The 10,651-nt window shown below is 70.7% G+C and carries 14 protein-coding genes; 8 read left to right on the top strand and 6 right to left on the bottom strand.

Translation table 11 applies throughout. The features are described from left to right. Positions 1–73 precede the first annotated feature (73 nt). From RL72_RS07460 to RL72_RS07445, 4 genes are all read right to left on the bottom strand, one after another. A complete protein-coding gene (locus RL72_RS07460; protein ID WP_045250185.1) occupies positions 74–1,666 on the bottom strand; it encodes a hypothetical protein in 1,593 nt (530 codons plus the stop codon). After that, positions 1,648–2,433 (bottom strand): ABC transporter ATP-binding protein, encoded by a 786-nt coding sequence (locus RL72_RS07455; protein ID WP_045250184.1) that lies wholly within the window; start codon positions 2,431–2,433, stop codon positions 1,648–1,650. The genes RL72_RS07460 and RL72_RS07455 overlap by 19 nt, the downstream gene beginning before the upstream one ends. Before the next feature lie 92 nt (positions 2,434–2,525). Beyond that, positions 2,526–3,197: a potassium channel family protein gene (locus RL72_RS07450; RefSeq protein WP_045250183.1), complete on the bottom strand. Its 672-nt coding sequence runs from the start codon at positions 3,195–3,197 to the stop codon at positions 2,526–2,528. Next, complete coding sequence (locus RL72_RS07445; protein WP_045250182.1) at positions 3,190–4,620, bottom strand: TrkH family potassium uptake protein; 1,431 nt, start codon at positions 4,618–4,620, stop codon at positions 3,190–3,192. Before RL72_RS07445 ends, RL72_RS07450 begins: the two co-directional genes overlap by 8 nt. A gap of 76 nt (positions 4,621–4,696) precedes the next feature. Here RL72_RS07445 and RL72_RS07440 point away from each other — a divergent pair, with 76 nt between their 5' ends. Further along, a complete protein-coding gene (locus tag RL72_RS07440; RefSeq protein WP_045250201.1) occupies positions 4,697–5,119 on the top strand; it encodes an ArsR/SmtB family transcription factor in 423 nt (140 codons plus the stop codon). A 33-nt stretch (positions 5,120–5,152) separates the two neighbouring features. On the opposite strand, the gene RL72_RS07435 is transcribed toward RL72_RS07440, so the two are convergent. Both RL72_RS07435 and RL72_RS07430 read right to left on the bottom strand, forming a co-directional pair. Further along, complete coding sequence (locus RL72_RS07435; RefSeq protein WP_082072241.1) at positions 5,153–5,983, bottom strand: ABC transporter permease; 831 nt, start codon at positions 5,981–5,983, stop codon at positions 5,153–5,155. Continuing rightward, the gene (locus tag RL72_RS07430; protein WP_045250181.1) at positions 5,980–6,915 is read right to left on the bottom strand and encodes an ATP-binding cassette domain-containing protein; all 936 of its coding nucleotides are present in this window, start codon (positions 6,913–6,915) and stop codon (positions 5,980–5,982) included. Before RL72_RS07430 ends, RL72_RS07435 begins: the two co-directional genes overlap by 4 nt. A gap of 82 nt (positions 6,916–6,997) precedes the next feature. On the opposite strand from RL72_RS07430, the gene RL72_RS07425 reads away from it, so the two are divergent. The 7 genes from RL72_RS07425 to RL72_RS07400 all read left to right on the top strand — a co-directional run bounded on the left by RL72_RS07425 (position 6,998) and on the right by RL72_RS07400 (position 10,636). Beyond that, positions 6,998–7,945, top strand: a complete 948-nt coding sequence (locus RL72_RS07425; RefSeq protein WP_045250180.1) for a TetR/AcrR family transcriptional regulator — start codon at positions 6,998–7,000, stop codon at positions 7,943–7,945. Positions 7,946–8,054: 109 nt separating this feature from the next. Further along, positions 8,055–8,249, top strand: coding sequence for a helix-turn-helix domain-containing protein (locus RL72_RS07420; RefSeq protein ID WP_045250179.1), 195 nt, complete (start codon positions 8,055–8,057; stop codon positions 8,247–8,249). A gap of 150 nt (positions 8,250–8,399) precedes the next feature. Next, entirely contained in the window at positions 8,400–8,498 is a 99-nt protein-coding gene (locus RL72_RS19470; protein WP_003792170.1) for a 30S ribosomal protein bS22, read from the top strand. A gap of 137 nt (positions 8,499–8,635) precedes the next feature. After that, positions 8,636–8,938, top strand: a complete 303-nt coding sequence (locus RL72_RS07415) for a rhodanese-like domain-containing protein (RefSeq protein ID WP_045250178.1) — start codon at positions 8,636–8,638, stop codon at positions 8,936–8,938. Then, positions 8,935–9,255 (top strand): glutaredoxin family protein, encoded by a 321-nt coding sequence (locus RL72_RS07410; protein WP_045250177.1) that lies wholly within the window; start codon positions 8,935–8,937, stop codon positions 9,253–9,255. Before RL72_RS07415 ends, RL72_RS07410 begins: the two co-directional genes overlap by 4 nt. Further along, entirely contained in the window at positions 9,252–9,554 is a 303-nt protein-coding gene (locus RL72_RS07405) for a Dabb family protein (RefSeq protein ID WP_045250176.1), read from the top strand. Before RL72_RS07410 ends, RL72_RS07405 begins: the two co-directional genes overlap by 4 nt. 254 nt (positions 9,555–9,808) lie before the next feature. After that, positions 9,809–10,636 (top strand): basic amino acid ABC transporter substrate-binding protein, encoded by an 828-nt coding sequence (locus tag RL72_RS07400; RefSeq protein WP_045250175.1) that lies wholly within the window; start codon positions 9,809–9,811, stop codon positions 10,634–10,636. The last annotated feature ends 15 nt before the right edge of the window (positions 10,637–10,651 follow it).

Genomic DNA, 10,651 nt, shown 5'->3' with positions numbered 1-10,651 from the left:
ACCCCCGCCGGGGCTCCGCGCCAGGCCGCCCGTGCCAGAGCGCCGCGCCCTGAGCGCCGTACCGCTCCGGGCGTCAGGCTTCGCTGGCGACCTCGGCGAGCACCTCGGGCCAGCGGCGGTCCAGGATCCGTCCGCCCAGCACCGTGCCGGCCCAGATCGCGAGGCCGCCGAACAGCACGGCGCTCGCGAGGCTGAGCCAGCCCAGCCACGGGGTCCAGATCGCGGCGATCGCGAGACCGAAGGCCGTGCCGCCGATGAGCAGGCTGAGCGGCGCGATGATGATCATCGCGAACATCGACTGCACGCCGCCGGACGATCCGCGCCCGAGCGGGTTCGCCTCCGGCGCAGGGGCGCGGCCGGGCAGGAACGTGCCCACCCAGATCCCGACGCCGGCGGACGCGGCGCCCAGGCCGAGAGCCGCGCCGAGGCTCGCGGGGATCAGGTCGGCTCGTCCCGCCAGCAAGCTCGCCGCGACGCACAGCACGATCGTGACGGGCACGGCGATGATCCCGAACCCGAGCACACGCCCGGCGCGATCGGCCCGCCCCGGCACGCCCGTGTGGATGTGCAGCGCGATCGCGTCGTTGTCGTAGGCGATGCCCATCTGCACGATCGTGCCGATGATCAGCGCGTTGATCGCGGGGATGAGGATCGTCGCGGGACCGAGCGTGAACGATTCGCTGCCCCGTCCGTTCATGAGCGTCATCCCGATCAGGAGAGCGGGCAGCAGCAGCATCATCGCCGTGTTGATGACCTGGCGCGGGTCGCGCCGCGCGTAGCGCAGGGTGCGCGCCGCGATCGCGCCGACCGCGGACGCCGGCAGGATCCGGTCGAGGAGTCCGCCGGAGCGCACCCGCCCGCCGCCGCGGCTCTGGATCGGCGCCACCAGGCGCGCGGCGAGCAGTCCGCGCGCGGCGAACCACAGGCCTGCCACGGTGGCGAGCGCGACGAGGAGGCGCAGTCCCGCGCCGGCCATGTCGTCGGTGGCGAGGGACGCGGACACTCCGAACACCGCGCCCAGGGGCGTCCATCCGGCGGCGTCGGCGATCACCGGAAGGAGCGCGGCGGGATCGGCGAGCTGCCCGAAGGCGCGGATCACGACGTTGATCAGCAGTCCGGAGCACGCCACGACGAGCACGCCGACCGTGATCACCAGGTCTCGCATCCGTCGCCCGGCGAGCCAGCCCGCCAGCAGCCCGCTGACCACGCGCGCGCCGAGCACGCAGGTGGCCAGCGCAAGGGGGACGAGCACCGCGGCGGAGGCCAGCGCGAGCGGGCTGACCGACCAGCCGACGAGCATGAGCAGCAGGGCGGCGGTCGTGCCGATGCCTCCGATCGTGGTGGCGCCGGCGACGACGAGTCCCGGCAGCAGGGAGCGGGCGGTGACCGGCAGCAGTGCGAAGCGCTCGGGAGCGAGCGAGTCGTCCACGCTCACGACGATCGACCCGATCCACCAGACGAGCACGATGGCCGCGCCCACCACCACGAGAGTGCGCACGGCGGCGTCGGGGGCGGCGACGCGCAGGGCGACCAGCCCTCCCGCGAGGGTCGTGAGGAGGCCGAGGGCGATCAGTCCCGAGACGACGAGGGAGACGATCATCCACGGGTTGCGCGCCAGCTGGTGCCCCAGCTGCTTCCAGCGCAGGCCTACGAGGAGCGCAACCATGCGAGCGTCTCCGATCCGAGCTCATGGGCGCCGACCAGGCTGAGGAAGCGCTGCTGCAGGGTCTCGCCGGCGCGCACCTCGTCCAGGGTGCCGTTGGCGAGCAGGCGCCCGTCCGCGACGATCGCCACCCGGTCGCACAGCGACTCCACCAGCTCCATCACGTGGCTGGACAGCACGACGGTCCCGCCACCGGCGACGTAGGCCCGCAGGATCTGCCGGATGGTCTCGCCGGAGACGGGATCCACCGCCTCGAGCGGCTCGTCCAGGATGAGGAGCCGGGGTGCGTGGATGAGGGCGCAGGCGAGCCCGATCTTCTTGCGCATGCCGGCGGAGTAGTCCACGACCAGGGTGTTGCCGGCGTCGGCCAGACCGAGCGCCTCCAGCAGCTCCGCCGAGCGCGCCGCGACGTCGGCCTCGGTCATCCCGCGCAGCAGGCCCGTGTAGCGCAGCAGTTCCGCACCGCTCAGCCGATCGAGCATGCGCACGCCATCGGGGAGCACGCCCATGCGCCCCTTGGCCGCCGCGGGGTCGTGCCACACGTCGGCGCCGAGCACCTGTGCCGAGCCGGCGTCCGGCCGCAGCAGCCCTGTGGCCATCGCGAGCGTCGTGGTCTTGCCGGCGCCGTTCGGGCCGAGCAGTCCCAGCATGGATCCGGCGGGCACGTCGAGCCAGAGGTCATCGACGGCGACCTTCTGGCCGAACTGCTTGCGAAGGCCCTGCAGGGACAGCACCGGCGGGGCGGCGAGGGGCGCGGGGGAGTCGGTCATCTCTCCATCCGACCATGCCGCAGGCGGCGACGTCATCCGTCGTGCGACGGATATCGGGTCGTCGGGGCGGGTGCCGGGATCGAGGGGCCCGCTCAGCGGTCGAGTGCGGCGAAGCGCTCGATGTCGCTGTTCGTGCCCGACACGATGATGAGGTCGTGGTTGGTGACGACCGTGCTGGCCTCGGCGTAGCGGAACGGCTTGCCCGGGGTCTTGACCCCCACGACCGTGACGTTGTACTTGCTGCGCACGCCGGACTGGCTCAGGGGCACGCCGCGGATGAACTTCGGCGGATACATCTTGGCCAGTGCGAAGTCGTCGTCGAAGCGGATGAAGTCGAGCATGCGGCCGCTGACGAGGTGCGCGACGCGCTCCCCGGCCTCGCGCTCGGGGTAGACGACGTGGTTGGCGCCGACGCGGGCGAGGATCTTGCCGTGCGACTGCGACACCGCCTTCGCCCAGATCTGCGGCACCTTGAGGTCGACGAGGTTCGCCGTGATCAGCACCGACGCCTCGATCGAGGAGCCGACGGCGACCACCGCGACCGGGAAGTCCTGGGCGCCGATCTGACGCAGCGCGTCGATGTTGCGGGTGTCGGCCTGCACGGCGTGGGTGACGCGCTCCGACCACTTCTGCACGAGCTCGAGGTTGGTGTCGATCGCGAGCACCTCGCGGTCCAGGCGATCCAGCTCGCCGGCGCAGGCCGCACCGAAGCGACCGAGCCCGATCACCAGCACCGGAGCGTCGTTGCGCAGCACTTCAACCAACGATGGGCCTTTCGACGGGCAGCGAGTACAGCTGCGTGCGATTGGTCGCGGCCACCGCGGCGGCCAGGGTCACTGTACCAACGCGGCCCATGAAGATCGTGGCGGCGAGGATGTAGGTCGCCGGATCCGGGAGGTTCCCGGTGACGCCGGTGGACAGGCCGACGGTGCCGAACGCCGACACCACGTCGAAGAGCACCTCGTCCACGGGGAACTTCGTGATCTGGCTGATCGCGATGGTCGACACCGCCACGATCGTCGAGCCCCACGCGACGACGCTGAGGGCCACGCGCTGCACATCGGAGGGGATCCGGCGGCCGAACGCCTGCACCGACGGGCGCCCCTTGGCCTCACTGACCACGGCCAGCGCCAGCACCGCGAGGGTGGTGACCTTGATGCCGCCGGCGGTCGAGGCGGAGCCGCCGCCGACGAACATGAGCATGGATGCGGCGAGCATCGAGGATCCGTTGAGGTCGCCCATGTCGACCACGTTGAATCCGCCCGACCGCGTCATCGCCGAGAGGAAGAACGCCTGGAATGTCGTGTCCGCCGCGTCCATGGATCCGAAGGTCTTCGGATTGTCGAACTCGAGGAGCAGGAACACGCCGGCCCCCACCACGAACAGCACGATCGTCGTGATCATCGTGAGCTTGGTGTGCAGCGACCAGCGCCGCACGTGCCAGCGCTGCCGGGCGAGCGTGTAGATCACGGGGAAGCCGAGGCTGCCGAGGAACACCCCGAGCATGAGCACGGTGAGCACGTAGTAGTTCTGGGCGAACGGGGCGAGGCCGCCGGGGTTGGGGGTGAACCCGGTGTTCGTGAACGCCATCGCCGCATAGAACGGCGCCTCCCAGAGCGCGGTGAGCGGATCCACCCCCGCGGTCAGCAGCGCGGGGTACAGCAGCACCATCAGGCCCGCCTCGATCGCGAACGCGGAGATCGCGACCGTGCGCAGCAGAGCGCCGACCTCGCCGAGGCGCACGGTCTGGCTCTCGTTCACGGGGCCGCCGTGCGCGCGCATCGGGTTGGTGTCGCCGGCGGCGATGAGCTTCGCCCGCAGGCCGAGCCGCTTCGAGATCGCAAGACCCATCACGCTCGCGAGGGTGAGCACGCCGAGGCCGCCGATGTTGACGCCGATGAAGATCACGGCGCGGCCGAAGCCCGACCAGTGGGTGGCCATGTCGACCGTGGACAGCCCCGTGACGCAAATCGTGGAGACCGCGGTGAACAGGGCGTCGGCGAGCGGCGTGACGGTGCGGTCGGTGGTCGCGATCGGCAGCGAGAGCAGGGCCGTGGTGATGAGGATGAGCGCGGAGAACACCACGATCGCGAACCGCGAGGGCGAGGAGGTGGTGAGCGTCTTCGCCACCCGGACGGTGCGGCGGGCGACATCGGAGAAGGATCGAGCGGGAGTGCTGCGCGCCATGGTCCAGCCCCTCCGATCCTCCGCCCGCCAAGCCTTCGTCATGGTACTCCGCCCCCGGCGCGGCTACTGTGAAGGCATGACCGACATCTTCGACGTGATCGCCGACGGCACGAGACGGGACATCCTCCAACTCCTGCGCCGACGCTCCGAGGAAGGGGATGCCGGCACCAGCGTCACGCAGATCGTGAGCGAGCTCGGGATCAGTCAGCCGACGGTGTCCAAGCACCTCAAGGTGCTGCGCGACGCCGAGCTGGTCACGGTGCGCGAAGACGGACAGCGGCGCTTCTACAGCATCGAGGCGGCGCCCCTGGAAGAGGTGGACGACTGGCTCGTCCCCTTCCTCGCCGACGCCTACGGGGACTCCGCCCCCGACCTCGCGGCCCTGGGGGTCGTGCCGCCGCTGCCCGACGGAGCCGCGCACGCGGCCGAGGTCGTCGGCCGCGCCGCGGCGAGTGCCAAGCACGTGGTGCAGACGGCGCTCAAGCGACTCGGGGCCTGAGCGCCGCCCGCACCTCCCGTCGGGGACGCGCGGTCAGTGGCGGGCGCGCCCGAACAGCCAGCGCCCCCACAGCACGGACACCGCGAGGATCAGCGCGCACCAGCCGAGCGCCCAGTACGGCTGCGCGTCGAGCGGGCGGTCCATGAGGAGTCCGCGGATCGTCTCGATGATCGGCGTGATCGGCTGGTTCTCCGCGATCCACTGCAGCCAGGCCGGCATGGTGTCCACGGGCACGAAGGCGCTGGACAGGTAGGGCACGAACATCAGGATGAAGCCGTATCCGGCCGCCGCCTCCGGGCTGCCGGCGGCGAGGCCGATCGCCGCATAGAGGTAGGTGATCACGAGGATGTAGACGGCGATCACCCCGAACGCGGCCACCCACTGCAGGGGCCCGGCGCTCGGACGGAAGCCGACCAGCAGCGCGACGCCGAACACGACCGCGGTCGAGACGAGGTTGCGCACGAGGCTCGCGATCACGTGCCCGGTCAGTACGGATCCCGGTCGCAGCGGCATCGTGCGGATCCGGTCGATGATGCCGGTGGACATGTCGCGTGACACGTAGGTCGCCGTGGAGGCCGCACCGAAGCCGGCGCACAGCAGGATGATGCCCGGTACGACGTAGTCGACGTAGGAGCCGTCCTTCTCGATCGCGCCGCCGAACACGAAGGTGAACAGAAGCATCAGCGTGACCGGCAGCATGATCGACATCGACAGGGTCTCGCCGTCGCGCAGCGAGAGCGTGAGGCTGCGGCGGACGAACACGCGCTCGGCGGCGATCCCGCGCAGGCGGGGGCGGATCCCGGAAGCCGCTGCGGCGACGCGAGCCGGCGGGCGCGGGGCGGAGGGGGCGGACAGGACGGTCATGCGAACTCCCGGAGGGTCGTGCGGTCGGTCTCGCCGGCCGCGGTGCGGGCACCGGCGTCGCCGGCGGTGAGGGTGAGGAACACGTCGTCGAGCGTGGGCCGGCGCAGTTGCACGGTGCCGCCCTCGCGCGCGACGGCGGGATGCGCGACGTCGAAGTCGTCCAGCGCGCGGCGGATCCCGTCGATCGAGCCGTCGGTGGCGATCTCGGCGAGCGGGGATCCGTCCGGGGCTTCGACCACGAGCACGTCGCTGCCGAACTGCGCCTTGAGCGCGGCGGCGGTGCCGGTGCGCACGATCGTCCCCTCGTGCAGGACGGCGATGCGGTCGGCGAGCTGGTCGGCCTCCTCGAGGTACTGGGTGGTGAGGAAGACCGTGGTGCCCGCATCGGCGAGGCCGCGGATCACCTCCCACAGATCACGACGGCTGCGCGGGTCCACGCCCGTGGTGGGCTCGTCGAGGAACAGCACCTGCGGGGTGACGACGAAGCTGAGCGCGAGGTCGAGGCGACGCCGCATGCCGCCGGAGTAGGTCTTCACCCTGCGCCCCGCGGCGTCGACGAGCGCGAACCGGGCGAGCAGCTCGTCCGCGCGGCTCCGGGCGGCGTGGGGGGAGAGGCCGGACAGCCGGCCCAGCATCACGAGGTTCTCCACGCCGGTGAGCGCGTCGTCGACCGCGGCGGACTGCCCGGTGAGCGAGATCCGCTGCCGCACGCCCTGGGGGTCGCGCCGCACATCGCACCCGGCGACGACGGCGGTGCCGCCGTCCGCGCGGGCGAGCGTGGTGAGGATCGAGATGGTCGTGGTCTTGCCGGCGCCGTTCGAGCCGAGCAGTGCGACGATCTCGCCCTGCTCGGCGACGAGATCGACGCCGCGCAGCACGGGGGTGCCGCGGTACTGCTTGGTGAGGCCTGCGACTTCGATGGTCGTCGTCATCGCCCTTCCTTTCTGTGTACGGATGAAACTGTTTATGACCGTAACACACTGTTTACAAGATAAACAGTCCTATCCTGGAGCCATGACCGATGAGCCGGATCCCGTGGACCTCCCCGACCTGCCGCGCGGCATCGCCCTCTCCTGGGGCATGGCCGCCAGTCCGCAGCGCGGGCCGAAGCGCGAGATGAGCGTCGAGCGCATCGTCGAGGCGGCCGTCGACCTCGCCGACCGCGAGGGGCTCGGAGCCGTGTCGATGGCGGCCGTCGCGAAGGCGCTGGGCTTCACGCCGATGTCGCTCTACCGCTACGTCTCCGCGAAGGACGACCTCCTGCTGCTCATGCAGGAGGAGGCGTCGGGTGCGCCGGCACTGCCCGATGCCGGCACCGAGGGCGGGGACTGGCGCGGCGAGGCGGAGCGGCTGTACCGGGCCCAGCTCGAGATCTACCTCGCGCATCCGTGGCTGCTGAGCCTGCCGATCAACGGCACGCCGGCGACCCCGAGCACGGTCGCCTGGATGGATGCGTACCTGGGGGCGTTCGCGGACACTCCGCTCGACCTCGACGACCGGACGGCCGCGATGCTCGCGATCATGGGGCAGGCGCGCTGGTACGGCACGGTCGCGGCCGGCTACGCCGAGGCGGCGCGGGCGGGCGGTCTGAGCGTCGCCGAGGTGGGTTCCCGCGAAGCCGCGCTGTTCCTGACCCTCGTCGACGCCGACGCGTATCCGCACACCCGCGCGGCGCTCGAGGCGGGCGTGATGACCAGCGATCGCGACTCGATGGCGTTCGGCATCGTGCGCCTCCTCGACGGCATCGCGGCCTACATCGATCGCGTCGCGGCGACGGGTCCCGATGCCCGCGCCGTCGAGCGCGCCCCCCTGCCGGACGACCCCGCGCTCGCCGCGGACAAGAGGGTGCGGGCGGCGGCGAAGACTGTGCGCGAGGCGGAGAAGGCACTGCGCGCGGCGCAGAAGAACCTCCGGCAGGTGCGCCGGGACGCCGCCGAGCGGATCGCGCGCTCGGCGGGCTGAGACCCGCGAGATCACAGGGATCACATGGGTTTACATGCGTCACCATCAGCCCCTACAGTTGTCGCAACCCGTCGCACAGGGCGTGCAGCGGGATGAGGGGGTAGTGGGGATGCCCGAGCAGCTTCCGGATGTGCGCTTCCTGACCGTCGCCGAGGTGGCCGCCATCATGCGCGTGTCCAAGATGACCGTGTACCGGCTGGTGCACGCGGGCGACCTTCCCGCGATCCGCTTCGGGCGCAGCTACCGGGTGCCGGAGTCCGCGGTCACCGCCGCGCTGCAGAAGCCCATCGCGGACGCGGGCTGACCCTTCGATTCCGGATGCGCGCCACCGCCCGGACGACATCGTCGGGTGACGGCGGCGGCGTGCGCTAGACTGTTCCGAGGCATTTTTCCATGCCCCGATCCCGGGCGTCGTCCGTGTGCGACGCCCAGCCCCTGACGTAGTGAGGTTTCCGTGGGTTCTGTCATCAAGAAGCGCCGCAAGCGCATGGCGAAGAAGAAGCACCGCAAGCTGCTTCGCAAGACTCGCCACCAGCGCCGCAACAAGAAGTGAGCGGCTGCGCCTAGCGCAAGTCACTGAGCGCCCCCGATCGACTCGATCGCCGGGGCGCTTCGTGCATCCACGGACCGCGCCTCCTGGCCCCGCGTCCACCGCGCCCCACGCCCGCGCAGTCTGGAAGAATCGGATCCATGAAGACGATCACCGTCGCGCAGCTGGCCGAGCGCACCGATACGCCCCTCATCGACGTGCGCGAGCGCAGCGAGTTCGCCTCGGGCCACGTGCCCGGCGCCGTCAATCTGCCCATGTCGGAGATCGGCGATCTGCTGCACGAGCTGCCCGACGGCGCCTTCGACGTGATCTGCCAGCTCGGCGGTCGGTCGGCGCGCGTCGTCGAGGCGCTCGAGGCACGCGGATACGACGTCACCAACGTCGAGGGCGGCACGGCGGAGTGGATCGCCGAGGGCCGCGAGATCGAGGTCCCCGCGTCGTGATCGCGCTGACCCTGATCGGCAAGCCCGACTGCCACCTCTGCGAGGTCGCGTCGGACGTGGTCGATGCGGTCGTGGCCGATCTGCCCGACGCGCTCGCCGAGGACATGGAGATCACCGAGCTGTCGATCCTCGACGACCCGGCCCTGTACGAGAAGTACTGGGAGAAGATCCCGGTGCTGCTGATCGACGGCGAGCAGCACGCGCACTGGCGGATCTCGCCGGAGCGACTGCGCGAGGCGCTCGCCGCGAAGGCGGATGCGACGGCGGGGCAGGAACCCGCACAGGCCGCGGATGCGGCAGGAGGAGGGGAGCGATGACGCTGCGACATGTGGTGACCTGGAAGATGGCGGCCGAGGATCCGGCGGAGCGGGCCGCCCACGCGGCGGGGATCGTCGCCAGGCTCGAAGGGCTCGTGGGCGTGGTGCCCTCGATCCGGGCGCTGTCGACCGGCGTCAACGCGCTCGAGATCGACGGCAACTGGGACGTCACGCTGGTCGCCGACTTCGACGACGCGGCGGGCCTGGACGCCTACCAGGTGCACCCGGCGCATCAGGAGGTCGTCGGCTACGTGCGCTCGGTCGCAGGCGGCCGCTCGGCCGTGGACTTCGAGGTCTGAGCCTGCTCGGACCTTCGTCCGGTAGGCCCTGAGACGACGCTTCCGGCGAGGGTGTCTCAGGCAATGTCTCGTATTCGAGACTTTCTGGCGCCTCCGGCACCGACGCGCGCCGCGTGATTCCGCGGCAGGGCGGGCTGTCGATACCGAACCGAGACGTCCTCGGGCCCCCGCCGTTACACGGTGGTAACTGCACCGTGTCAAGATTGTCGGCAACCCGCACCAGGACGCCCGCGTCCTCGACACAGGAGTCGCACATGGAACGTCGCTCGAAGATCGCCTACGGACTCGCCCTCGCGGCGGCCGCCACCCTCGCCCTCGCCGGCTGCTCCGGAGGAGGCGCTACGCCCACCGAGAGCGGATCCGCCGCTGCCGGCGGCACCGACTACGGCCTGATCACGGCGGGCACGCTCACCGTGTGCTCGGACATCCCGTACAAGCCGTTCGAGTACGAGGAGTCGGCCGGCTCCGGCAAGTACACCGGCTTCGACGTCGACCTGCTCACCGCGATCGGCGACAAGCTGGGCGTGAAGACGCAGTTCCAGGTGACCAACTTCGACACGCTGCAGTCGGGCGCCGCCCTGCTCGCCGGTCAGTGCGACATGGGCGCCTCGGCGATGACCATCACCGACGAGCGCAAGAAGAACATCGACTTCTCCGACGGCTACTACGACTCGCTGCAGTCGCTGCTCGTCAAGACCGACTCCGGCATCAAGGACATCAACGGCCTCTCCGGAAAGAACGTCGGCGTGCAGCAGGGCACGACCGGTGAGAACTACGCGAAGGAGCACGCCAAGGGCGCCAACCTCGTGCAGTTCTCCGACGACGGCGTGCTGTGGCCGGCCCTCCAGGGCGGTCAGATCGACGCGATCCTGCAGGACCTGCCGGTGAACCTGCAGCACGAGAAGGATGACGCGTCCTACAAGGTCGTCGAGACCTACAAGACGGACGAGCAGTACGGCTTCGCGTTCGCCAAGGGGCAGAAGGAGTCCCTGCGCAAGGCGGTCAACGAGCAGCTCAAGGCGCTCAAGGACAACGGCGAGTACAAGAAGATCTACGACAAGTACTTCAGCACCTCGAAGTGACCGGGGTCTGACTCA

The organism is Microbacterium azadirachtae (assembly GCF_000956545.1).
Taxonomy (GTDB): domain Bacteria; phylum Actinomycetota; class Actinomycetes; order Actinomycetales; family Microbacteriaceae; genus Microbacterium; species Microbacterium azadirachtae.
The sequence above is the reverse complement of the archived record's forward strand: the minus strand, read 5'-3'. Positions and strand labels throughout refer to the sequence as shown.

Bases quoted from the DNA above. Each gene is read 5' to 3' on its own strand.
- RL72_RS07435 (WP_082072241.1), bottom strand. From the start codon at position 5,983: ATGACCGTCCTGTCCGCCCCCTCCGCCCCGCGCCCGCCGGCTCGCGTC.
- RL72_RS07425 (WP_045250180.1), top strand. From the start codon at position 6,998: ATGACCGATGAGCCGGATCCCGTGGACCTCCCCGACCTGCCGCGCGGC.
- RL72_RS07400 (WP_045250175.1), top strand. From the start codon at position 9,809: ATGGAACGTCGCTCGAAGATCGCCTACGGACTCGCCCTCGCGGCGGCC.
- RL72_RS07420 (WP_045250179.1), top strand. From the start codon at position 8,055: ATGCCCGAGCAGCTTCCGGATGTGCGCTTCCTGACCGTCGCCGAGGTG.
- RL72_RS07415 (WP_045250178.1), top strand. From the start codon at position 8,636: ATGAAGACGATCACCGTCGCGCAGCTGGCCGAGCGCACCGATACGCCC.
- RL72_RS07445 (WP_045250182.1), bottom strand. From the start codon at position 4,620: ATGGCGCGCAGCACTCCCGCTCGATCCTTCTCCGATGTCGCCCGCCGC.
- RL72_RS07405 (WP_045250176.1), top strand. From the start codon at position 9,252: ATGACGCTGCGACATGTGGTGACCTGGAAGATGGCGGCCGAGGATCCG.
- RL72_RS07440 (WP_045250201.1), top strand. From the start codon at position 4,697: ATGACCGACATCTTCGACGTGATCGCCGACGGCACGAGACGGGACATC.
- RL72_RS07430 (WP_045250181.1), bottom strand. From the start codon at position 6,915: ATGACGACGACCATCGAAGTCGCAGGCCTCACCAAGCAGTACCGCGGC.
- RL72_RS07455 (WP_045250184.1), bottom strand. From the start codon at position 2,433: ATGACCGACTCCCCCGCGCCCCTCGCCGCCCCGCCGGTGCTGTCCCTG.
- RL72_RS07460 (WP_045250185.1), bottom strand. From the start codon at position 1,666: ATGGTTGCGCTCCTCGTAGGCCTGCGCTGGAAGCAGCTGGGGCACCAG.